Annotated in this window: 19 protein-coding genes; 10 read left to right on the top strand and 9 right to left on the bottom strand. The window is 71.5% G+C overall.

The features are described 5' to 3' along the window. The first annotated feature begins 313 nt into the window (after window positions 1-313). The gene (locus VET29_RS43640; protein WP_324933395.1) at window positions 314-478 is read left to right on the top strand and encodes a hypothetical protein; all 165 of its coding nucleotides are present in this window, start codon (window positions 314-316) and stop codon (window positions 476-478) included. Window positions 479-524: 46 nt separating this feature from the next. On the opposite strand, the gene VET29_RS43645 is transcribed toward VET29_RS43640, so the two are convergent. The 8 genes from VET29_RS43645 to VET29_RS43680 all read right to left on the bottom strand — a co-directional run bounded on the left by VET29_RS43645 (window position 525) and on the right by VET29_RS43680 (window position 10,652). Beyond that, window positions 525-1,298: a TauD/TfdA dioxygenase family protein gene (locus tag VET29_RS43645; RefSeq protein WP_324933398.1), complete on the bottom strand. Its 774-nt coding sequence runs from the start codon at window positions 1,296-1,298 to the stop codon at window positions 525-527. After that, window positions 1,295-2,239, bottom strand: coding sequence for an isocyanide synthase family protein (locus VET29_RS43650; protein WP_324933400.1), 945 nt, complete (start codon window positions 2,237-2,239; stop codon window positions 1,295-1,297). The genes VET29_RS43645 and VET29_RS43650 overlap by 4 nt, the downstream gene beginning before the upstream one ends. Window positions 2,240-2,406: 167 nt before the next feature. Further along, entirely contained in the window at window positions 2,407-3,789 is a 1,383-nt protein-coding gene (locus VET29_RS43655) for a pyridoxal phosphate-dependent decarboxylase family protein (RefSeq protein WP_324933402.1), read from the bottom strand. Window positions 3,790-3,831: 42 nt separating this feature from the next. Continuing rightward, complete coding sequence (locus tag VET29_RS43660; RefSeq protein ID WP_324933405.1) at window positions 3,832-6,369, bottom strand: CHAT domain-containing tetratricopeptide repeat protein; 2,538 nt, start codon at window positions 6,367-6,369, stop codon at window positions 3,832-3,834. A gap of 41 nt (window positions 6,370-6,410) precedes the next feature. Continuing rightward, entirely contained in the window at window positions 6,411-6,860 is a 450-nt protein-coding gene (locus VET29_RS43665) for a hypothetical protein (RefSeq protein WP_324933409.1), read from the bottom strand. A gap of 43 nt (window positions 6,861-6,903) precedes the next feature. Then, on the bottom strand, window positions 6,904-8,514 hold the full coding sequence (locus VET29_RS43670) for a S8/S53 family peptidase (protein WP_324933412.1): 1,611 nt from the start codon (window positions 8,512-8,514) through the stop codon (window positions 6,904-6,906). Window positions 8,515-8,665: 151 nt separating this feature from the next. Beyond that, complete coding sequence (locus tag VET29_RS43675; RefSeq protein WP_324933415.1) at window positions 8,666-9,121, bottom strand: DoxX family protein; 456 nt, start codon at window positions 9,119-9,121, stop codon at window positions 8,666-8,668. A gap of 148 nt (window positions 9,122-9,269) precedes the next feature. Then, on the bottom strand, window positions 9,270-10,652 hold the full coding sequence (locus VET29_RS43680) for a PLP-dependent aminotransferase family protein (protein ID WP_324933418.1): 1,383 nt from the start codon (window positions 10,650-10,652) through the stop codon (window positions 9,270-9,272). 130 nt (window positions 10,653-10,782) lie between these two features. Here VET29_RS43680 and VET29_RS43685 point away from each other — a divergent pair, with 130 nt between their 5' ends. The 9 genes from VET29_RS43685 to VET29_RS43725 all read left to right on the top strand — a co-directional run bounded on the left by VET29_RS43685 (window position 10,783) and on the right by VET29_RS43725 (window position 20,520). Further along, entirely contained in the window at window positions 10,783-12,030 is a 1,248-nt protein-coding gene (locus VET29_RS43685; RefSeq protein WP_324933421.1) for a Tm-1-like ATP-binding domain-containing protein, read from the top strand. Continuing rightward, window positions 12,030-12,368, top strand: a complete 339-nt coding sequence (locus VET29_RS43690; protein WP_324933613.1) for a hypothetical protein — start codon at window positions 12,030-12,032, stop codon at window positions 12,366-12,368. Before VET29_RS43685 ends, VET29_RS43690 begins: the two co-directional genes overlap by 1 nt. Window positions 12,369-12,380: 12 nt before the next feature. Further along, window positions 12,381-13,202 (top strand): phosphoenolpyruvate hydrolase family protein, encoded by an 822-nt coding sequence (locus VET29_RS43695; protein ID WP_324933424.1) that lies wholly within the window; start codon window positions 12,381-12,383, stop codon window positions 13,200-13,202. Window positions 13,203-13,289: 87 nt separating this feature from the next. Next, window positions 13,290-14,765 (top strand): right-handed parallel beta-helix repeat-containing protein, encoded by a 1,476-nt coding sequence (locus tag VET29_RS43700; protein WP_414636767.1) that lies wholly within the window; start codon window positions 13,290-13,292, stop codon window positions 14,763-14,765. A gap of 60 nt (window positions 14,766-14,825) precedes the next feature. Next, a complete protein-coding gene (locus tag VET29_RS43705) occupies window positions 14,826-16,211 on the top strand; it encodes an APC family permease (RefSeq protein WP_324933427.1) in 1,386 nt (461 codons plus the stop codon). Then, the gene (locus VET29_RS43710; RefSeq protein ID WP_324933430.1) at window positions 16,186-17,187 is read left to right on the top strand and encodes an acetamidase/formamidase family protein; all 1,002 of its coding nucleotides are present in this window, start codon (window positions 16,186-16,188) and stop codon (window positions 17,185-17,187) included. The genes VET29_RS43705 and VET29_RS43710 overlap by 26 nt, the downstream gene beginning before the upstream one ends. 225 nt (window positions 17,188-17,412) lie before the next feature. After that, window positions 17,413-17,682 carry a hypothetical protein gene (locus VET29_RS43715; protein WP_324933433.1) on the top strand — a complete coding sequence of 90 codons (270 nt, stop codon included), beginning with the start codon at window positions 17,413-17,415 and terminating at the stop codon, window positions 17,680-17,682. Window positions 17,683-17,694: 12 nt separating this feature from the next. Continuing rightward, window positions 17,695-18,108 (top strand): hypothetical protein, encoded by a 414-nt coding sequence (locus VET29_RS43720; protein WP_324933436.1) that lies wholly within the window; start codon window positions 17,695-17,697, stop codon window positions 18,106-18,108. A gap of 3 nt (window positions 18,109-18,111) precedes the next feature. After that, window positions 18,112-20,520 carry a hypothetical protein gene (locus tag VET29_RS43725; RefSeq protein ID WP_324933439.1) on the top strand — a complete coding sequence of 803 codons (2,409 nt, stop codon included), beginning with the start codon at window positions 18,112-18,114 and terminating at the stop codon, window positions 20,518-20,520. 19 nt (window positions 20,521-20,539) lie between these two features. Here VET29_RS43725 and VET29_RS43730 read toward each other — a convergent pair whose 3' ends face one another. Beyond that, window positions 20,540-22,174 carry an MOSC and FAD-binding oxidoreductase domain-containing protein gene (locus tag VET29_RS43730; RefSeq protein WP_324933442.1) on the bottom strand — a complete coding sequence of 545 codons (1,635 nt, stop codon included), beginning with the start codon at window positions 22,172-22,174 and terminating at the stop codon, window positions 20,540-20,542. Between the last annotated feature and the right edge of the window lie 57 nt (window positions 22,175-22,231).

Genomic DNA, 22,231 nt, shown 5'->3' on the forward strand with positions numbered 1-22,231 from the left:
AAACGGGGAGGGACTTCGCATGCGCCTGCTCGAGTTCGTGCCGGTAAGGTCGATCCCGGGCTGCCCGGTCCGTACCGCACGGGGACCGGCGAGTACACGCTCGACCCGATCCACCTGCCCGGCTGCGACGGTGACATGTCCGACCTGCAGGGCGAGATGTACCTGGACGCCACCCGCGGGGTCAGCCGTGGCGCCGCGCTGCACAGCACGCTCTACGTCGTCGGCGCGAACCACAACTTTCTTCAACACCGAGTGGACGCCGGGCCAGTCGGAGGCGCCGTCCTCCGACGACTTCTGGCTCGAGGACGACCCCGTGTGCTCGGCGGGCACGCCCGTCCGGCTCACCGCGGCAGCGCAGCAGAACGTCGGCGCGACGTACATCGCGGCGGCCGCGCGGCTGTTCGTGGCTGGTGACCGGCGAGTGCTGCCGCTCGTCGACGGCACCGGGGTCCGGGCCCCGGGTCGTGCGCGGACGTGACGCCGGCCGGCCGGGCTGCTTCGGAGACAGCCCGGCCGGTCCGGTGTCACAGGATCTGGATCCGCTGCAGGTGCCGGGAGGAGCTGCCCCGGAACGCGTTGCGGCCGTGCAACAGCGCCTGGTTGTCCACCACGACGATGTCGCCGTCGCGCCACTCGTGGGCATAGCAGACGTCCGGGTCGTGCAGCCGCGTGCTCAGGTCGGCCAGGAACGGCGCGGCTTCCGCGTCGGACAGACCGTCCACGGTGGTCCACACCGGGTTCAGGTAGTGGTCCGGGTCGAGGGGTTCGTTGTACCGCATGATGGTCTCGCCGGTCACGGAGTGCTTTCCCAGGAGTGGCGCGGTGGTCTCGCCGCCGTAGTGCTTCAGCTTCTCCGTGCGGTAGGTGATCTCGGTCCGCGACCAGCGCTCGACGAGGTCCGCCCCCGCCCTGCGGATCACCTCGGTCGTGTCGGAGAACACCGTCTCGCCGCCGCCACCGGCCGCCGGTGCCCGCACGCACTGGAACAGGAAGAACCGCGGTGTGGCGCGCGCGAACGCGCCGTCCCAGTGGAACGGCACGTCCCCCCGGCCGAACAGGTAGTTCTTCGGTTCCTCCTCGATCACCAGGTCGAGCACGGCGCCGAAGTCCCAGGTGAGGACCTCGCCCCAGCTCTCGCCGTAGGTCGTCAGGTCCGCCTTGTCCAGCAGGGGAACCCCGCGCAGCACCAGCACCTTCGCCGCGACCGTCCAGTCCGCCAGCGTGGCGGGCGCGATGTCCCGCAGGTCGCCGGCGGGCGCGGTCACCACGCGCCCGAACGGCTCGGCTGTCACGGTCATGAGGCGTTCTCCTCAGGTCGGATGTGGACGTAGTGGCTCGGCCGCCCGTGCCGCCAGACGAGGGACGCGTTCGCGCTCTCGGCCTGGCTGCGCTTCATGAGCGTGACGCTCTGCCCGTCGTCGACGATCACGCCGTGCCACGGGGTGAGCCAGTTGTCCCTGGTGCGGATCAGGTGGAAGCCGATCTTGCCGGCGTGTGCGTGCTGCGGGTGGATCGAGAGACGCAGCGAGTCCGGGAACAGGTCGCCGACGAGGTCGCCCCAGGCGCGGCTGCGCTGGATCATCTGGTAGGCGAGCTCCTTGCACGCCTTGCTGACCTGCGACCGGCTCGTGCCCTGGGTCAGCGGCACGTGGTCCTCGACCATGAACCGGTGCATGCCGTTGAACATCGCGCGGGCCTGGAGGTCGTTGCGCACCTCCTGGCGGAGCTCCTCGAGCGGAATGCCGTAGCGCTCGACGAGCACGGCACGCATGTCGTCGTAGGAGTCGAGGCCGAACGCGTCGTCGAGGGAGTACAGGCCGATGGACTCGGTGCCGAGCGTGTCGATGATGCGTTGCAGCTCGGCGCGGTAGGCGGTGACGTCATCGTCCGGGATGCCGAGGAGGTCGGCGAAGACATGGCCGTCCGAGCAGATCAGGATGCGCGCGCCCGGTGCGTGGACGTGGCTGACCAGCTCACAGAACGTCTGCAGGAACTCGACGGAGATCCGCTCGCCGAGGTCGGGGAGCGCGCCGATCACCTTGCCCGGGTTGCGTGACTTCGCCGGGAACGCCGGAAGCAGGAAGTGCACGGGTTGCCCGCGCTCGAGGTAGCGTCGAACCCGGTCGTGGTGGACGGCGTAGCAGGTCTCGCACGGCTGTTCGCCACACGGGTCGTCGGGGTCGGCAAGCCGGCGGAACCGGAACGTCAGCTCGATGATCTGTCTGGCCAGTTCGTCCACGGGGCGACCGACTGGCTCTTCTGCGGCAAGGCTCATGTTCGGTCCGATCGCACATTGGTTTCGTGTTCTGGTCATGTTCGTGCCATGAAAAACGGTAACCAGCGATCATTGAAATTCACATGCAACGAGATTTAGTTTCGCGCACCCCGGGGTCGAGTGGATCTCACTCAGCCCACCTCGTCGAGCGCCTTGGTCAGCGCCGCACCGAGTCTGTCCACATCGGACGGCGTGGTGCGCCAGTTGCTGAACGCCACCCGGAAGCCGGGGGTGCCGTCGTACACGGTCGGCGTGACCAGGGCCTCGCCGCTCCTCGCGATCGCGTCGACGAGGGCCTGGACCCGTTCCCGCGTCGGGTCCTCCGCGAAGGTGCAGCAGACGATGTTGAGCCGGACCGGCGCCAGCAGCCGCAGCCGTGGTTCGCCGGTCAGCCATTCGCCGAGCCGGGCGGCGAGCGCGATGGTGCGTTCGACGATCTCCTGGTGGCCGGCCCGGCCGTACGCGACGAGCGAGAACCACGCGGGGAGCGCACGCAGCCGCCGGGAGCTCTCCGGTGTCAGGTGGACGAAGTCGGGCTCGCCGGCCGGCGGCGGCAGGTAGGCCCCGAGGTTCCGGAAGATCCGGACCTGGAGGTCCCGGCGGCGGGTGAACTGCACGGCCGCGTCGTAGGGAACGTTCAGCCACTTGTGGAGGTCCACGCACACCGAGTCGGCCTCGGCGATGCCGTCGACCAGTCCACTGTGCCGGGGCGAGAGCGCCGCGAAGGCACCGAAGGCGCCGTCGACGTGCAGCCAGAGGTTGAAACGTTCCTTCAGGGCCGCGATCGCCCGCAGGTCGTCGAAGTCGACGGAGTTCACCGTGCCGGCGTTGGCGACCACGATGGCGGGCCGGCCGTCGAGCGCGGCAGCGAGCTGCTCGACGTCCACCGCCTCCCGGCCCGGCAGCGTGGACACGAGCCGGACCTGCCTGCGCCCGATGCCCAACATGGACAGTGCTTTGTAGACACTGGAGTGCGGCGCGGCCGAGAAGACCGGAACCGGGCCCAGCGCGTGGACCCCGTCGTCGTTCACGGAGACGCCGAGCTGCTCGCCGAGCCATTCCCTCGCGACCGCGAGCCCGACGAAGTTCGACATCGTGGCGCCGGTGACGAACGCGCCGTGCAGGTCGGGGCCGATGCCGAGCAGTTCGGCCAGCCAGCCGACGGTCTCGCGTTCGAGGTCCACCGCCGCGGTGTCCCGGGCGACGACGTTCTGGTCGTACGCGCTGGTCAGCCAGTCCCCCACCACCGAGGCCGGCGTGGCACCGCCGGTCACGAACCCGAAGTACCGCGGTCCGGCACTGCCGGAGAACCACGGGGCCCAGTGCTCCTCGAACCGTCTGAGCGCCTCGGCCGCGCCGACCCCGTCCACCGGCATCGGCGCCGGGGCGTCCCCGGGCCGCCCCACGGTGACCGGTCGCGTGTCGAGGCTGGTCAGCGCCCGTTCGGCGGCGTCGCGGGCGGCCGTGAGTAGGTCGGGCAGGGCGGCCAGGTCGTCTTGGAACTTCGGGTGCATGGCCCCCATGATCCCCCCGTGATGGTCCACGGCCCGGGACGCTCAGCCGCTGCCGAAGCACACCAACGGGGTCAGCGGTTCCGTCAGCGCGGCGTCGGCCAGTGCGCGGGCCGGGGCGACGCCTCGGGACAGGCCGCGGTGGTAGGCCGTCATCACGCCCACCACTCTGTGGTCGTCCATCCGGGCCACGCTCGACACGACCGTTCGGGTTCCGCCGTAGAGCAGGGCCGCCGTGAAGCCGAGGATCTCGTCGCCCGCTCGTACGACCGCTCGGCCGACATCGCAGGACGCCAGGATCACGTGTTCCGGCGCCGCGTCCAGCTGGTGGATGTCGTAGGCCATCAACGGCCCGTCGGCCAGGTCGAGGCGGGAGAACAACACGCTGTCCTGCTCGTGGTGCCCATGCGTCGCGAAGTGCGCCACACCGCAGCCGTCCAGCGCCTTCATCGTCGAGTCGACCGTCGCGTTCTCCCCTACCAGCGCCTCCCCCTCGGGGTAGATCGCCGCCAGTTGCTCCACCTCGTCCTCCGCGAAGTCCAGGTTCGGGCCCGCCACCAGCAGCGTGCCCGTCACCGGTGCACGCGCCGGTTTCCGGCCGGACAACCACACCGTCGCCGACGGGGACACCGTCACCGGTCGCCCACGCAGGTCCTCCAGCAGCGACCACGGCACGCCCGACAACGGACCCGTCGGCACCACCACCAGGTCCTCGTCCCCCAGATACCGGCGCAACGGCGTGATCAGATGCTCGTTCAACATCGACAGCTGATGCTTCGCCGAGTTGCGCACCGCCGCGTCCAGCGGACCCGGTAACGCCCGGCCCGCCAGCACATCCAGGTCACTGCGCAACCGCGCCGCCGTCTCGGTCACCGCCGGTAGGTCGCCGAGTGCCACGATCCGGGTCGCGTGCCGGCCGACCAGGAACGCGTGAATCCGGGGACCCACGGTGAAGAAGCTGGCCAGCGTCGCCCCCGCGACCCCCAGCTCGGCGCGGACCTCCGCCAGCGACGCCTCCGCGTGGTGCTCGCCGGTTCCGCTCGCCTGCCAGCTCTGCGCCCGGATCTGCCGTTCCAGCTCCGCCATCCGCCGCGCCGCCGCCGGGTCGCGCCTGCCCTCCAGCTCGCTCGCGCGCACCACCTGCGACCGCTGCCGCAGCTCGGCCATCGCGTCCACGGTCACCGGGTCGTCCAGCGGATGTACCGCCCTGGACCGGAACGCCTGCGCACGCGAGTGCTCCAGCCACCGGAACACCGTGGCAGGCCTGCCCTCCGCGAGCGCCGCGTCGAGGCCGGCCCTGGCCAGGTCGGCGCCGAGCGTCGCCACGCCGGTCTGCAGGTCGATGCTGCCGAAGTGACCGCGGTGCGCCGCGAGCCGCGCCAGGCCGGCGCGTGCGTGCCGGAAGGTCGCGGTGTGGTCGCCGCGCGCCTCCGCGATCCGCGCCCGGACCAGGTGTCGCGCCAGCCTGGTGTCCCACGTCGACCGGCGGCCCGGCTGCCGGCGGACGTGGGCCGCCGCCTGGTCGACCTCACCGCGCCGCAGGTGAGCGTGGGCGGCCAACAGCTCCGCGGCCTCCGCGTCGTTGTCCAGGCCCAGCTCACGCAGCCGCTCGGCCAGCCCCGCCGCGGTCGCGGCGACCGTGGCCGCACGCCCGTTCGCGGCGAACTCCGCCCGCAGCCGCGTCAGCCCGGCGACCGCCGCCCAGGCCTCGTTGCGACGGCGGCGGAACCGGCGTTCCGCCTGGCCGGCCCACCGCCGCGCCGACGCGTGGTCGCCCACCGCGACCGCGACCTGAGCGCGGGTCAGCTCGGCCTCGGCCTGTTCCTGGTTCATGCCGAGCCCGGCGAACCGGGGCAGCGCGGCGTCGAGCACGCCGGCGGCGTCCGCGCCGAGGCCGGCCGCCAGCAGCGCCCGCGCCTTCTCCACGGCCAGCACCACGAGCATGCCGTCCGCGTTCTCGGCGTACCCGCGTTCGGCCTGTTCGAAGGCACGCAGCGCGCCCGGGATGTCGCCGGCCAGCAGCAGGCAGGAACCCCGGCCGTGGAAGGACTTCGCGACCTGGACGGTCATGCCCAGCTCTCGGCTGATCTCCTCGCTGCGTGCCAGGTCGGCGAGCGCCGGGCGCACCTGACCGGCGATCTGGTGGATGTAGGCGCGGTTGAGCAGCGTCCGGGCCAGCGCCACCCGCTCCCCCGCCCGCTCCAGCTGCGGCACGGCGGCGTCGAAGCTGCGGACGGCCTCGTCGACGCGGCCGGTCATGGTCAGCAGCAGGCCGCGCTGGAGCAGCAGGACGCCGCGGTTGTCCTCGGTGATGAGGGTGTCCATGCGGTCCAGCAGCGCGAAGCCGTCGTCGCTGTGGCCACGCGCGACCTCGGCGGCCGCGAGCGTGCCCAGCAGGCGGAACGTCAGCTCCCGGTGCGTCACCCAGGCGCCGGTGGTGTCCGGCCAGCCGAGCAGGCGCAGTCCGGCGCGCAACGACCTGGCGCCCAGCAACGGGCGCCCCCGGTTGAGCGCCTCGAGGCCGCGTCCGTGCAGCACGCGTGCGCGTGCTTCAACGGCCTTGTCGGCCACACCACCGGGCATCTGGTCAGTATCGGGTCAGGTCTAGCAGCCTGAACAGGGATTTATGGCCCTGATCCCCCCAACTCTATCGTCGGCGTGATGATGCGACAGGCCCGCCCGGCGTCATGCACGATCAGCCGGACGGCGCCGGTCGGTACCGCGGCGAGCGAGAACCGGCCGGCGCCGTCGGAGTCGGTCGACATCGGTCCGGCCGGACAGCGCAGCTCGATGCGCAGCGCGGCGCCGGGCGTGAGCCACCCGTCGATCCTCGTCGTCCCGTCGGTGGCCCGCTCCAGCATGACCATGATCGTCAGGCTGTCGCTCTGGAACGTGACGAGCCGGATGAACTCGTCGGAGCGGGCGGCGACCGGCGCCGTCATCTCGACGAGCCGGGACACCTCGACGTCGATTCCGTCGCCGTCCGGGTCCGGTTCGAGGCCGAGCTGGACCCGGTCGACGAGGCCGGAGGGCATCGGATCGGCCACGTCCCACAGCGCTCGCAGGGCGGCCATGAACGTGTTCTCCTGTTCGGTCAGTTGTGGTCGTCCGTTCCACTCAGGGCGTCGTGCACGCCTCGACGGCACGACGCGCGCGTTCCCGCATTGCTTCCTGGCTGACCAGCCCCATGCGGAGCTGGGGGTCGGCGTCCGCCTGCTCGATGAGCTTGTTCGCGAGCGAGGCGGCGGCGTGCGGCCCGGCGAACGAGGTGCCGTGCCACATCGCGAAACCGCTGGTGAAGTCGTCCGGATCCATCGACTCGCGGTCGAGCTCGCGGATCACGTTGGTGGGCCCCATGCTCCCGCGCAGCTTCGGGAACGTGCTCACGACGCTCGCGCCGGACGCCCATGCGTGCACCCACGGCGCCTGGTTGCTGAAGAACGCCTTGGTGCCGTTGGGGTTGAGCGCGCCGACGGACAGCACCGGCTGCCCGCCCCCGTCCGAGGGGACGGTCGCGAGCGCGGCCGGGTAGAACTGCCGGGTGGTGGCGTCGTTGCCGGCGGCGGCCACGACCAGCACGCCGAGGTCGGTCAGCCGGTTGAGCAGCGCGGTGAACTCGGCCGTCTCGGCCTCGTCCTCGAGCGTCTCGATGTAGTACCCGATCGAGATGGACAGGATGTCGATCATGTCGGCGGGGTTGCCGCCGTCGGCCTGCGCGTCCTCGACCTGGTGCACGAGCCGCTCCAGCGCGGCGATCAGGTCGCTCTCGTAGGCGACGCCGTCCCCGGCCATCACCCGCGCGACGGCGAGCTCGGCGTCCGGCGCGACCTGGCGGAAGATCCCGGCGATGAACGTGCCGTGCCCGGCGTGCCGGTTGAACTCGCCGGTCAGCGGGTTGTCCGGGACGATCTCCTCCCAGTAGTCCTCGATCACGCGCGCACCGGTGCCCGCCGCACGGCTGCTGGCCGTGATGGCGTCCTGGACCTCCTTGAGCACCCGGAGGTAGCCGCCGGTCGGGACCTCGCGGTCGGTGGTGCCGAACCACTCGTGCTCGGCGATGCCGGTGTCCAGCACCGCGATCACGGGCCGGCGGTCGAAGCCACTGCCGGAGACGAGCGCCCGCGGGTTCGGGGGGCGCATGGACAGGCTGACCGGCACCGGGCCGCCCCGCGCGGACCGCAGGTAGCCGTTGATGCCGAAGAGGCCGTGGGAGTCCCACGGCACCGGGCCCAGGCTGTGCGAGTCCCAGGGGGTCGGGTTCAGTGCGTGCGAGTCCCACGGGACCGGGTCGAGGCCGATGAACATGAGGTGCTCGAGCGTCACCGGGTCCGGCTTGTTGACGGCGGACGCGAGCCGGCCCTCGGGTGCGTCGGCGGCGGTCCTGCGCAGGTGCCAGAGCGCGTACCAGGCGTCGACGGTCGCGGGCTTGTCCGCGTCGAGGCGTTCGAGCCGGACCACCGGCGGACGGCTGGCGTCGGCCCGCGGCTCGGCGAGCTTCAGGTTGACGTCCGCGAGGGTCTGTTCGAGAGCGCTCCGGTCCACCGACTGGGGGACACGCAGGACGTCGGTCCGGTACGCCGTCGCGGGCGGCGGACCGGTGACGGAGTAGAGCGGGTCGGACGGCCTCAGCACCCGCGCACCGTGCCTGGCCAGCAGTTTCGTCGGAACGTCAGGCAGTTGGTTACCGAGCCCGTCGTCGCTGGAGTCGCGACGAATGTAGAAATGCATGAGACCTCCCCGCCTCTGGGCTTCTGCCCACTCCAGTGCGGTCGGACGCCCGGGAAATACACAATGGAGGTAACGAGTTGATAACGCCTGTCCTTTTCGAACATACGAATGGGCCCGGGCGAACCCGGGCCCATTCGGCGGTTGGCGGTGGTCAGCGACGCTTGCGGAGGGCGTCCAGGGCGAACGCGCCAGACCCCAGGATGCCGATCAGCAGGAAGATCCAGCTGTACAGCGCGGCGGGCTCACCACCGTTGGGGATGGGGAACACGGCCAGGGGCTGGTGGACGGTGAAGTAGGCGTAGGCCATGGCGCCGGAGCACAGCAGCGCGGCGGGGCGGGTGAACAGACCGATCCCGACGAGCGCGCCGGCGACGACGTGGATCAGCGAGGCCCAGCCACCGGGCCAGCTGAGCGGGTCGATGGTGCCGCCATGACCGTCCACGCCACCGAAGGCGCCGAACAGGCCGACGAAACCGTGGAGGACGAAGAGGAACGACACGACCACCCGGGTGACGCCGAGCGCGGCGGCGGGGAGCTTCGCGGTGGCCGGGTTCGTCGTCTCGGGGGCGGCGGCGGTGGTCGAGGTGGTGTGCAGGGTCGCGGTCATGTCGGTCCGGTCCTTCCGAAGTGGTGTCGTCGAGCGCCTTCACCACGACGTCGAGCGGGACCGGACCGGATCGACGATCCGCTCGAAGATTCTTTCCCGGGGTCGCTCCCGGCCCCGGGTGACCCCGCCGCGTCGACGGACTGGCGGGTCAGCCGGCCTCCATGCGGTCCAGGGCCTCCGTGAGCGTCGACGCCGGGTGCCAGTACGGCAGCCGAACGTGCTGGGAGAACCCGTTGAACGCCGAGAACGCCGGGCCGGCCACCAGCCGCACGCCCTGCCGGCGAGCGTGCTCCACCAGCGTCACCGCGTTCGTCCCGGTGTCGATCCACAGGCCCGTGCCACCCGCCGGCTTCTGCCACGTCCACTCCGGGCGCCGCTCGGTCAGCAACACCCCGGTCTCCGCGAGGCGGGCACGCAGCTCCGCCGCGCGGGTCGCCCGTGCCTCCTCCGCACGCGCGAGCAGGTCCGCCGTCACCAGCTGTTCGGCCACCGGCGTCGCCAGGTCCGCCGCCCGCCGCAGTCCCACCAGCCGCGCCACGAGCTCCGGCGTCGTCCGGATCCACCCCACCCGCAATCCGCCCCAGAACAGCTTCGACGCCGTCCCCACCAGCAGCGCACCGGACAGCGGCGGGATGCCCGCCTCGACATCCAGCGCCAGGTCCGCGAACGACCTGTCGTCCACGACCGTCACGCCGAACCGCGCCACCAGCTCCGCCAGCTCCCGGTGCCGGGCCCGCGACAGCGCCACGCCGGTCGGGTTGTGCAGCCCCGGCTGGCAGTACAGCAGCCGAGGCGGCCGGTGCACCAGCCGCCGCCGCAGGAAGTCGAGGTCGAGGCCGTTGTCGCGGACCGGCACGCTCACCAGCTGGGTCCCCGCGTGCCGGAACGCCTCCAGCGCCCCGCGGTAGGTCGGTTCCTCGACGATCACCTCGTCGCCCCGGCTGACCATGGCGTGTGCGATCAGCCAGACCGCGTGCTGCGCGCCCGACGTGATCAGGATCTGCGCGGGGTCGGTCGCCAGCCCGTCCCGCGTGTACCGGTCGGCCACGGCCTCGCGCAGCACCTGCATGCCCTTCGGGTGGTAGCCGTCGGTGGCCACCTCCGCGGCCAGGCGGAGCGGGTCCAGCGCGCGGAACGCCGCCGTGACGTCCGGCAGTCCGGGCAGTGCCCCGCTGGTCAGGTCGATCTCGGTGCCGTGGTGGCCGCTGTAGGTGATCAGCCGCGCGTCCGCGGCGAGCGAGCCTGCGGCGCCCCGGCTGCGGATCCGGGACCCGGTCCCCTGCCGCGCCTCGATCAGCTCCTCCCCCGCCAGCGCCTCGTACACCCTGGTCACCGTGCCGCGGGCGACGCCGAGCGCCTCCGCGAGACTCCGCTGGGACGGCAGGATCGTGCCGTCCGGCAGGGTGTTGCTGCGGATCAGGTCGGTCATGGCCTCGGCCAGCCGCAGGTACAGCGTGTCATCGTGGGTCGTCGCCCATCCGTCGAGCAGGCGACTCAAGGTCGCGGCCGCTATGCGATGTCCGTCCGCCATGTCCTTTTCCGCTCTACTCTTGGTAGGCCAATCGGGCGTGAGTGGTCTATCGCCTCCTGATGGCAATTGGCAAGGATTGACGCGGAACCAACCAGGACAGCCGCATGCCCACGTCAAGAAAGGCCGGTCGATGCCGACGGTCGCGTTGCTCGGGACGTTCGACACCAAGCAGGTCGAGTACGGCTGGCTGCGTGAACGGCTCACCGAGGCCGGCTGTGACGTGCTCGGGGTGGACGTCGGCACCTTCTCCGACGACGACGGTGGCGGCCTGGCGGACATCTCGGCCGCGGACGTGGCGAGCGCCGCCGGCGCGGACCTCGGCGAGCTGCGTGCCGCCGGCGACCGCGGCGCGGCGATGGCGGCCATGGCCGACGGCGCGGCGGCCGTGGTGACGCGGCTGTACCGGGAAGGCCGGCTCGACGGCGTGCTCGCGGTCGGCGGGTCGGGTGGCTCGTCGGTGGCCGGCCGGGCCATGCGGGCGCTACCGGTGGGGGTGCCGAAGCTGCTCGTGTCGACCATGGCGTCCGGGGACGTGCGGCCGTACGTCGGCGACGTGGACGTGACGCTGATGTACTCGGTGGTCGACATCAGCGGGGTGAACTCCGTGTCGCGACTGGTGCTCGGCAACGCCGCCGCGGCCGTCGCCGGCATGGCCGCGGCCCACGAGCGGCGACGGCGGGAACCGGAGCGGGACGACGGCAGACCGGTCGTCGCGGCGACCATGTTCGGGCTCACCACGCCCGCCGTCGACGAGGCCAGGGAGACGCTCGCCGAGCTGGGTTACGAGGTGCTGGTCTTCCACGCGACGGGTGCCGGCGGCCGGGCCATGGAGTCGCTGGTGACCTCCGGCCTGGTCGACGGCGTGCTCGACCTGACCACCACGGAGCTGGCCGACGACCTCGTCGGCGGCGTGCTGACCGCCGGGCCGGAACGCCTGACGGCGGCCGGCCGGGCGGGGGTCCCGCAGGTGGTGAGCGTCGGCGCGCTGGACATGGTCAACTTCGGCCCGCAGGAGACGGTGCCGGAGCGGTTCGCCGACCGGAAGTTCCTCGTGCACAACGCGACGGTGACGCTGATGCGCACCACCGAGGAGGAGATGGCGGTGCTCGGCGGGCGCATCGCGGGCAAGCTCGCCGCCGCGACCGGTCCCGTCGAGGTTTTCCTGCCGCTGCGGGGGGTATCGGGTATCGACACGGCAGGCGGGCAGTTCGAGGACGCCGCGGCCGACGAGGCGTGCCTTGCGGAGATCCGCACCGGGCTGGCGGGTTCCGCGGTCGTCGTGCACGAGGTGGACAGCCACATCAACGACAAGGGGTTCGGCCGGGCCGCAGCCGAGGCGCTGCACCGGCTGGTCACGAACAACAGGGGCAACAGGTGATGGTTACGGAGGGGTCGGCGCTCGCCGAGTTCCCCGAGCTGCGGCGGCTCGTCGACCTCCGCAACGCGGGCTGGCGGTTCCTGCCGGTCTCGGCGGAGGGCGAGCTGGTCGAGGTGCGTGGGGTGCGCGCCTGGCCGGACCAATGGGTGGACGTGATCGTCGTGCGGTTCACCACCGACGCGGCGGGACTGCGCTGCGACCGGTCCGGCGGTGTGGTGTGGCAGTGTGAAGGTGACCTGGACGAGGTCGTCGACGGCTTGCTCACCCTGCCGCCGCCGGCCGACCCCGAGGCGCCCCGGCTGGTCCTGCGCACCGATCCGGGGCTCTGGATGCCGTAGAGAGGGTTTGGCGTGCTGCGTGCGGAGGTTCGGGAGAGGCTGACCGCGACCGTGGCCGAGGGCAGGCCGATCGTGGGCGCCGGTGCGGGAACCGGCCTGTCCGCGAAGGCCGCCGAGGCCGGCGGGGTCGACCTGCTGATCGTCTACAACTCGGGGCGCTACCGGATGGCCGGCCGCGGCTCGCTGGCCGGCCTGCTGCCCTATGGCGACGCGAACGCGATCGTGGTTGAGATGGCCGGCGAGGTGCTGCCCGTGGTCCGGCGGACCCCGGTGCTGGCCGGGGTCTGCGGCACGGACCCGTTCCGGTCCATGGGGCCGTTCCTGGACGAGCTGGCGCGGCTGGGGTTCGCCGGCGTGCAGAACTTCCCGACCGTCGGGCTGTACGACGGAACCTTCCGGGAGAACATCGAGGAGACCGGCATGGGGTTCGGCCTCGAGGTCGACATGGTCCGGCTGGCCGCCTCGAAGGACCTGTTCACCGCGCCGTACGCGTTCGACCCCGACCAGGCCGCGGCGATGGCGGCGGCCGGCGCGGACGTGCTGGTGCCGCACGTCGGCCTGACCAGCAAGGGCACGATCGGCGCGCGCACGACGCTCACCCTCGACGAGGCCGCGGCGGCGGTGCAGCGGATGCGCGACGCCGCGGTGGCGGTGAACCCGGACATCCTGGTGCTGTGCCACGGCGGGCCGATCGCCGAGCCGGCCGACGCGCAGTACGTGCTGGACCACACCGAGGGTGTCGTGGGTTTCTTCGGCGCGTCGTCGATCGAGCGCCTGCCGACCGAGATCGCAATTCGGTCGCAGGCGGAGAGCTTCAAAGATTTGACTCTCTAAATTCTTTCGGTTGAATTATCGATCTCCCCCCGAAGAATTCATGGAAGTCACTGCAACGACATTGCCGCGTGCGGCGACACCATGGGCATGCTCTCTCGCGCACGGCGGGTGTTCCCGTTGATTGTCTCCCTGATTGTTCTGCAGACCGCCGCACCGGCGACGACGCCGGCCGAGTCCGACCGCGCGGTGTGCGGCACCACGGTCGGTGTGGCGTCGCCGCCCTCGGGCGCGGTGACCGTCGATCCCGGCACGGACCTGTCGGCCCTGACCCGGACGAGCCCGGCGGGCACGACGTTCTGGCTGAGCCCCGGCACGCACAAGCTGGCGTCGGACCAGTTCGGCCAGGTGATCCCGAAGGACGGCGACGTCTATCTCGGCGCGCCCGGCGCGGTGCTGGACGGGCAGCGCATCAACCAGGCGGCGTTCACCCAGCAGGCGGCCGACGTCGTGATCCGCGGCCTCACCATTCGCGGGTTCGTCGCGCCGCTGAACCAGGGCGTCGTCAACCATGACTCCGGGCCGCGCTGGGTGGTCGAGGACAACATCATCGAGGACAACGAAGGCGCCGCGATGATGGCGGGAATCGGGCAGGTGGTGCGCGGAAACTGCCTGCGGAACAACGGGCAGTACGGGATAAACGCCTACCGTTCCAGTGGCGGGCTGACCGATCTGGTGATCGAGGACAACGAGATCACCGGGAACAACACGGGTGACTGGGAAACCAGGGTGCCGGGTTGTGGCTGCACCGGCGGCGCGAAGTTCTGGTCGGTCGACGGCGCGGACATCCGGGACAACTGGGTGCACCACAACCACGGCGCGGGAATCTGGGCCGACACGAACAACAACGACTTCGTCGTCGAGGGCAACCTGATCGAGGACAACGCCAACGAGGGTCTGTTCTACGAGCTGTCGTACAACCTGTCGCTCAGCGGCAACACGTTCCGGCGCAACGCTCTGCCGTACGGCCAGCGGCGTGCCGAGAAGGGCGACAACTTCCCGGTGGCGGCGGTGTACATTAGCGAGTCCGGCGGCGAGCCGCGGCTGGCGGCGCGCACCAACCTGATCGACATCCGCGGGAACTACTTCACCGACAACTGGTCGGGGATCACGTTGTGGGAGAACGCGGACCGGTTCTGCAACAGCCCGGCGAACACGTCGTCGCTGTCGTGCACCCCGGTGGCGCCGGCGGTCGCGTCGTGTGCCCAGCCGGGGATCGCGACGGCGCCGCTGTTCGACGACTGCCGCTGGAAGACGCAGCGGGTCCTGGTGCGGGAGAACACGTTCGAGTTCGACTCGGAGACGCCGGGCTGCCGGTCGCTGTGCGGGCGGATGGCCGTGCTGTCCAACTACGGGACCTACCCGGACTGGTCGCCGTACAAGGCGTGGACGGTGCCGGAGGCGATCACGTTCCACCAGGGCAACCAGTGGTCGGACAACCAGTACTACGGGCCGTGGACGTTCGTCGCCCACGACGCGTCGCGGACGCTGTCGATCGCGGCGTGGCAGGCGGCCCCGTACAACCAGGACACGTGCAGCACGTTCGACGGCTCCCCCGGCTGCTAGTAGTGCTGAGTCGGCTCCCAAGGGCTTTCCCCGGGTGCCACGGGGTGTTGTAATCGGATCATGGCCGAGCGGAATGCCAGTCAGGACATTCAACGGTTCGGGTACCAGCAGGAGCTCAGGCGGTCGCTCTCCTTCTGGGACCTGTTGATCTACGGGCTGATCTTCATGGTGCCGATCGCGCCCTTCGGGATATTCGGCAGTGTCTTCGAGGTGGCCGGCGGGATGGTGGCGCTGGCCTACGCGGTCGGCGCCGTCGGCATGGTGTTCACGGCGATCTCGTACGCGCAGATGTCCAAGGCCTTCCCGCTGGCCGGCTCCGTCTACGCGTACGCAGGCCGCGGCATCGCGCGCCCGTTCGGGTTCATCGCGGGCTGGCAGATCCTCCTCGACTACATCCTCGTCCCCGCCCTGCTCTACATCATCTCCGGCATCGCGATGAACGCCTTCGTGCCGGGGATCCCCGTCGTGGTCTGGGTGCTCGGGTTCATCGTCCTCAACACGGTCATCAACTACTTCGGCATCGAGCTCACCGCACGCACCAACCGGGTCATGCTCGTCGTCGAGCTCGTCGTGCTCGTGATCTTCCTCGTCGTCGGGGTCGTCGCCCTCGCGGACGGCAGGAGCACCGGGGACACGTGGTCGCCGCTCTACGACTCGGGCACGTTCTCCGTCGGCCTGGTCTTCGGCGCGGTCTCGCTCGCCGCGCTGAGCTTCCTCGGCTTCGACGCGATCTCCACGCTCTCGGAGGAGAGCCGCGAGACCGGCAACCAGGTCGCGCGGGCGACCGTGCTGTCGCTGCTGGTCGTGGCCGTGCTGTTCGTCGTCCAGACATGGGTCGCCGCGCTCCTCGTGCCCGACCGGGAACGCCTGCTGTCCGAGGGCGACACGGCCGGCACCGCCTTCTACGACGCGGCCGAGCACGCCGGCGGGCACTGGCTCTACGTGCTGACCGCCGTGACGACCGCCATGGCCTGGGGGTTCGCGGACGCGCTGGTCGCACAGGCCGCGACGTCCCGGTTGCTGTACTCGATGGCCCGCGACCGCCAGCTGCCGCGCTTCCTCGCGAAGGTCCACCCCGGCCACCAGGTGCCGGAGCGGGCCACCTTCCTGGTCGCGGCGATCTCCGTCCTGGTCGGTGGCGGCCTGACGCTGCGGGCGGACAACGGCGTCGCGCTGCTCACCGCGCTGGTGAACTTCGGTGCGCTGACGGCGTTCCTGCTGCTGCACGTGTCCGTGATCGTGCACCACCTCGTCCGGCAGCGCAGCCGGGACTACCTTCGGCACCTGGTGGTTCCGTTGTGCGGCATAGCCATCCTCGGCTACGTGGTGGTCGAGGCGAAGGTCGCCGCGCAGGCCGTCGGACTGGGCTGGCTGGCGATCGGGCTCGTCGTCATGACCGTGCTGCTGTGGAGGAGGTCGCGTGAAGGTCATCGAGTACCGGCCTGAGCCCGGGGAGTTCGCATGGACGTTCGGCGGCGCGGCGCCCGTACGCGAGGTCAGGCCCGGCGACGTGTTGCAGGTGTGGACGGAGGACTGCTTCGCCGGCAAGGTCCGCACCGAGCGGGACCTCGTGTCGCGGGTGTGCGAGTTCCCGTTCCTCAACCCGCAGACCGGACCGTTCTATGTGGACGGTGCCCGGCCGGGTGACACGCTGGCACTGCACTTCGTGTCGATCGAACCCGCCCGCGACACCGGCGCGGCGACGACCGTCCCGTTCTTCGGGGCACTGACCTCCGACGCGCACACCGCGTCGCTGCAGGAGGCGTTGCCGGAGCTGGTGTGGCTCTACGAGCTGGACAACGCCCGCCGCACGGTGACCTACCACGCGAAGAGCGCGGACCTGACGTTCGACCTGCCGATGGATCCCATGCACGGGACGGTGGGCGTGGCGCCCGGCGCGCTGGAGGCGCGGTCGTCGCTGGTGCCGGACGCCCACGGGGGCAACCTGGACACGCCGGAGATGCGGGCAGGGGTGACGGCGTACTTCGGGGTGAACGTCGAGGGTGCGTTGTTCTCGCTGGGGGACGGGCATGCGCGTCAGGGCGAGGGTGAGGCGTGCGGGACCGGCGTCGAGGTCGCGATGAACACGGTGGTGATCGTGGAGCTGGTCCCGGGGATGGCGACGCCCTGGCCGCGGTTGGAGTCGGACGCGTACCTGATGTCCGTCGGCGCGGCCACGCCGCTGGAGAACGCGTACCGGGTCGCGCAGGTGGACATGACGGGGTGGCTGTCGGAGCTGTGCGGGGTCGACCGGATGGACGCCTACCAGATCGTCGCGCAGGCGGCGCTCGCGCCGGTGGCACAGGTGTGCAACCCGATCTACACGGTGACGAGCAAGATTCCCAAGTCGCTCGTGCCCGCGGCGGCCGCCTACCGCGGGATTCACGCGGAGCTGCGTGGGCGGGCCGCGCGGCTCCGCTAGTGTCCCGCGCCGGAAATCAGGCAACTAATTCGGCGGCCCAGCTTCCTGCTGGCGGCGTTGCCGGTTCGCCCAAGTACGACCCAGTACGAGGACGAACCCGCGTCTTGCCAGCAGAAACCTGGATCCACCGACTTAATCACCGCATTCCCGGCGCGGGACACTAGTGCGGCTTGTGAATCGCCGCCGCTGAGCCATGTGCCGTACCGGCGTGCGACTGAGGATGGGATGCTGGGTGCCGTGGGGGCCGCGATGCTGGGTGCCGCCGGGACCGGGGCGGTGTGGGGCTGGCTGGTGGCGATGGCCTGGCTGGCGGGTCCGCGACGCCGCGCCACCGTGACGCTCGGAGTCGCGAGCCTGGCACCGGCCGGTGTGGCGGCGGTGGGCGCGGGGGCGGCCGGTTTGTGCCTTTTCGCCGCTGCCACGGTGGTTTTCGTGGGGGCGTATGCCGGGTGGCAGCGGTGGCTGGCAGGCTCGTCGGTGCGGGGTCGCGAGTAATGGAGGTTCGAGTTGTCGCTCGCCACGGTGGCGTCCGATGCGCAGGAGGCCAGTGCGCTGCAGTTGGTGGGCGCCTTCTTGTTCGGCATGGTCGTGGGCTGGTACCTGTACTACATCAACCGGCATCGGGACGGGGCCGTGCGGTTGTCGGACCTCGTCACGGTGATCGGGGCGGTTGGCGGGGGCACGCTGCTCGCCGTGTTCCCCGCCGGGAGTGACCTCTTCGGCGCCTACGGGGTCGGGTTGTTCTGCGGGTTCTTCGGTTACCTGACCGTGCTGTTCCTCCTGGTGCGCAAGTCCGCCAACTTCGGTGTCGACTTCTTCATCGACGGGCGGCGCAGGCCGCCCGCCGACGGTGAGGTGCTCGTGCCGGGGCCGGACAGCGGCGCGATGGGTGAGGACACGGCCGGCGGGCTTCGGCGGTAGGCCATGGCTTCCGTGCCGTCGTTCACCATCGACGTCGTCCGCGGTTGGCTGGAGGGGGACGTGTTCCACGCGGTCCTCCGCGTCACGGCCCACGAAGCGGCGCCGGTCGAGGTCGATCTTCGCGTCCAACCCGTCGCCGCCGGCGTGACCGTCGAGTTCCTCGGGCAGACCGTGCCGGACACGGCCACGCCCACCAAGCGCCAGGGACTCGGCCTGACCAACTACTACCCCACCGGGCAGTGGCAGGACGAGACTCGCGAGTACCACCTGCGTCTGCGGGTGCCGAGCACCCGCCACGGCCGGACCCTGGCCTGGGTGTCGGTCATCGCCGGCGACTTCCAGCCGCTGGCGCAGGTCTACGTGGGCACCGGTCCGGACGCGGCGTCCGACGGCGACACTCGTGGCATGGCGACCCATGCCGCTCCTCCGGACGAGAGGCGCCCCGCCCCGCCCCAGTCAGGCAGCGGGGCCGGTTGGGTCAGTCGAGGCAGTAGCGGCGAGGACGAGCACCGGCATCCGGGCTTCCTCGTCGACGACGATCCGGACAATGTCTTCGGCAAGGACGGGGTCACCGCTCCGCCGGTCATCGGCGAGGACTGGCCGCGCGAGCCCGCTCATGCCGAAGCCACGCCACCGACCACGACGCCCGGGGGCCGGGCGCCGGCAGACGGCGAGCACGTGGTCAACACCGGGTTCGCCGAGGCGGACGAGATCGCCCGGCCGCTCCCCCGGGACACGACCCTCAGCGTGGGACGGCAGTACCTGTTCTGGCTGGACCTCGGGCCGCGCTCGGCCGCGACGATCGAGACCGCCCCCGCGCCGCTGCCCACGCAGCTCCCGCCGGACGCGATCATCACCGTCGCGCTGTTCGGGTTCCCGGACGGGCTCGGTGTCGATCCGGCCAACGCCGTCGCCTTCCTGCGGATGCGGCCGGACCGCACGGCATCCCCGATCTTCCTCCCCGTCACCACCCCCGCCCACCCCGGCGCCGCGCGGCTGCGGTGCAACCTCTACTGGCGACAGGTCCTCCTCCAGTCCCGCGTCGTGACCGCCCACGTCACCGCGACACCAACGAACCGGCCCGACGCCCTGTCGTCCACAATGGACTACCGGCTCGCCGACCCCGCCGACCTCGGCCAGCTCGCCGAGCTTCCCGCGCACACCGCCAGCATCCAGCTCAACGACGACAGCGGAGGCACCCACGCACTCCGGATCGTGGCCCACGACGGCCGCGAGCTGCTGCGTGCCGAGGCCACCCTCGCCGAAGGCCAGCTCACCAACCAGATCCAGCTCGCCCGCGGCGCCCTGCGCCGCGTCGCCTGGGGTGACGACGAACCCTGGCGCCCCGGCAAGTCCTACCGCTACCGCCACCAGCCGCCCATCGGCCAGCTCGCCGGCGACCTCGCCCTCCTGGCCGTCAACGGCTACCGGCTGCACCACCTGCTCCTGCGCGGCATGGGTCGCGGCGCCGGCACCGGCGCGTACGCCATGGGCGACCGGCTCGCCAACGCGTTGCGGAACCCGGGCTACGTGCAGATCGCGTTGAAGGAGTCCGCCCAGCACGTCCTGCCCGCCGCGCTCCTGTACGACCTCCCGCTCGACACCAACGCCACCCGCCTCACGCTCTGCCCGGACTTCTTCGCCGACCTCACGCACGGCCGGCCGCTCTCGTGCGTGCGCGGGGCGTGCCGCCAGGCCGCCCGGCCATCGCCGGAAGTCGTGTGCCCCGGCGGGTTCTGGGGTTTCCGGCACGCGTTGGGGCTGCCCGTGTCACTCGGCGGCGCGGCCGGTGTCCCGGTCACCCTGCCCGTGCGCGCGCCGATGCTGGCCACCGCCGGGCTGTACCGGGACTTCCAACAGGTCGACGACCACTGCGCCGTACTGCGGCACCTGTTGCCCGGCATGGGTTGGCGGCTCACCGAGAACCGTGCCGACACACTGCACGAGCTGAGCACCAGCGAACCACAGGTCGTGTACTTCTACTGTCACGGCGGCGTCGCCGGCACCGTGCCGTACCTGCGGGTCGGCCGAGGCAACACCGACCCGGTGATCACCCCGGACAACCTGTACCACGCACGCGTGCACTGGCCGCGTTCCCGGCCGCTGGTCTTCCTCAACGGCTGCCGGACCACCGACCTCGACCCGGACCGCGCCATCGACTTCGTCAGCTTCTTCGTCGAGGACGCGCAGGCCTGTGGTGTCATCGGCACCGAGATCACCGTCTTCGAGGAGCTGGCCCGCCCCTTCGCCGAGGACTGCCTCCGCCGGTTCCTGACCGCCGGCGTCCCGATCGGCACCGCGGTCCGGGACGCCCGGATCTCCTTGCTGAACCAGGGAAACCCGCTCGGCCTCGCCTACATCCCGTTCGTGCTGCCCGCGATCAGGATCCCCGCCGAACGGTCTCTCGCGTGACCCGGGTGCCGCCGGCCGGTCACATGTCGAGGACGACGTCGGTGCCGGGGCGGGCACAGCAGATGAGCACCTGCCCCTCGGCCGGGGGTTCCAGCGGGGCGGGCGAGTACGTGATCTCCCCGGACAGCAACGGGGTCACGCAGTTGTGGCACACGCCGGTCCGGCAGCTCCACCGGGCCGGGACGTCGCACGCCTCCGCGAGCTCCAGGAGGCTCCCGGTGCCGGACGGGGTCGAGACGCCGCTCCGCGCGAACGTCACCAGCGGCCCGGTGCCGACCTCGGCCGGCTGGTGCGGCGGCCGGGCGGGCACGCCGGTCACCCCGGGGTTGAGTGACGGCAGCACGCCGAACAGCTCCGTGTGGACCCGCGTGAGGCCCCGCGCGGTCAACGCCTCCCGCATGTCGGCCATGAACGCCGCCGGGCCGCAGACGTACGCGCTCGCGTCGGCCGGCACGGCCAGTGCGGTCAGCACGGCCTCGTCCAGCCGGCCGGTCGTGGCGCTGTAGAACACGTGCTCCCGCGCGTGCGGCAGCGACGCGAGCAACGCGTGCGCCTCCGCGGCCATGGCATGCTCACGTGGCTCGCGGGCGCCGTGCAGCCACCAGATCTCCCGGTCACTCCCCTGCGCCGCCAGCTGATGCAGCATCGCCAGCACCGGGGTGACGCCGATGCCCGCCGAGACGAGCACCACGGGTTCGGTGCCGTCGGTCAGGACGAAGTCGCCGCGTGGCGCCGCCACCTCCAGGATCGCGCCGGGCCGCACGCCGGTCAGGTACGCGCTCGCCGCGCCCTCCCGCTTGACGCTGACCCGGTAGCCGCCGTCCGGCACGGACGAAAGCGAGTAGCTCCGCACCGCCCCGGGGAGCCGGAACGTCAGGTACTGGCCGGCGGAAGCGGCCGGCAGCGGGCTCCCGTCCGGCGCGGACAGGTAGATCGACGACACGGTCTCTGTCTCGGGCACCACCCTGGTCACGTGCAGCGGCCGGAACCCGGCCCACGCCGGCTCGGCGGCCGACGCGCCGGCCAACAGGTCTCGGAACGACCCCTGCCAGCCGGGACTGAGCGCCAGGATGTCCGTGGCGGCACGCAGCCGGGCCGGGTCGCGGCCGGGCAGGTACAGCAGCGCGTCGGCCTCGGCCACCGTGAGCGCGTGCGGACCGGAACGTGTCCTGGTGATCGGGTCCCCGGCCCGCACCCGGCCCTCGGCGACCACCCGCAGGTAGAAACCGGGCCGGTGGTGGCTGACCAGCAGCGCCGGCAGCTCGGGCTCCCCCATCCGCATGCCCACCCGGTAACACGTGACCCGCGGCTGGGTCACCTCGAACTCCGCCTCGCCGATCCGGTACCGGTCGCCGATGCACACCTCGTCGTCCGGCAGGCCGTCGACGGTCAGGTTCTCGCCGAACTGGCCGTAGTCCAGGTCCCGGCCGAAGTGGCGTCGCCAGTGCCGGTACGAGTCGAGCTGGTAGACCAGCACGGCCCGCTGCTCGCCGCCGTGCCCGCCCAGGTCACCCTGGCCGTCCCCGTCGATGTTCAGGCGGCGGGCCATCCGCGGGCCGGTCACGGGGTACTTCCACACGCCGGTGTGCACGGTCCGGCCCTGCCAGGCCACATCCTTCGGCATCCCGACGTTCACGGACAGGAGCTTCGCCATTCCCGTCACGCTTGTCGCCGGTGACCGCCCCGTCAAGATCGAGGTCGCAGGCAGGCC

The organism is Actinophytocola sp. (genome assembly GCF_035634895.1).
Lineage (GTDB): Bacteria > Actinomycetota > Actinomycetes > Mycobacteriales > Pseudonocardiaceae > Actinophytocola.

Excerpts from the sequence above, each read along its gene's own strand:
- VET29_RS43680 (WP_324933418.1), bottom strand. The coding sequence starts at position 10,652 with ATGGCGGACGGACATCGCATAGCGGCCGCGACCTTGAGTCGCCTGCTC.
- VET29_RS43705 (WP_324933427.1), top strand. The coding sequence starts at position 14,826 with ATGGCCGAGCGGAATGCCAGTCAGGACATTCAACGGTTCGGGTACCAG.
- VET29_RS43675 (WP_324933415.1), bottom strand. The coding sequence starts at position 9,121 with ATGACCGCGACCCTGCACACCACCTCGACCACCGCCGCCGCCCCCGAG.
- VET29_RS43645 (WP_324933398.1), bottom strand. The coding sequence starts at position 1,298 with ATGACCGTGACAGCCGAGCCGTTCGGGCGCGTGGTGACCGCGCCCGCC.
- VET29_RS43690 (WP_324933613.1), top strand. The coding sequence starts at position 12,030 with ATGGTTACGGAGGGGTCGGCGCTCGCCGAGTTCCCCGAGCTGCGGCGG.
- VET29_RS43725 (WP_324933439.1), top strand. The coding sequence starts at position 18,112 with ATGGCTTCCGTGCCGTCGTTCACCATCGACGTCGTCCGCGGTTGGCTG.
- VET29_RS43665 (WP_324933409.1), bottom strand. The coding sequence starts at position 6,860 with ATGGCCGCCCTGCGAGCGCTGTGGGACGTGGCCGATCCGATGCCCTCC.
- VET29_RS43715 (WP_324933433.1), top strand. The coding sequence starts at position 17,413 with ATGCTGGGTGCCGTGGGGGCCGCGATGCTGGGTGCCGCCGGGACCGGG.
- VET29_RS43730 (WP_324933442.1), bottom strand. The coding sequence starts at position 22,174 with ATGGCGAAGCTCCTGTCCGTGAACGTCGGGATGCCGAAGGATGTGGCC.
- VET29_RS43660 (WP_324933405.1), bottom strand. The coding sequence starts at position 6,369 with ATGCCCGGTGGTGTGGCCGACAAGGCCGTTGAAGCACGCGCACGCGTG.
- VET29_RS43700 (WP_414636767.1), top strand. The coding sequence starts at position 13,290 with ATGCTCTCTCGCGCACGGCGGGTGTTCCCGTTGATTGTCTCCCTGATT.
- VET29_RS43685 (WP_324933421.1), top strand. The coding sequence starts at position 10,783 with ATGCCGACGGTCGCGTTGCTCGGGACGTTCGACACCAAGCAGGTCGAG.
- VET29_RS43655 (WP_324933402.1), bottom strand. The coding sequence starts at position 3,789 with ATGCACCCGAAGTTCCAAGACGACCTGGCCGCCCTGCCCGACCTACTC.
- VET29_RS43670 (WP_324933412.1), bottom strand. The coding sequence starts at position 8,514 with ATGCATTTCTACATTCGTCGCGACTCCAGCGACGACGGGCTCGGTAAC.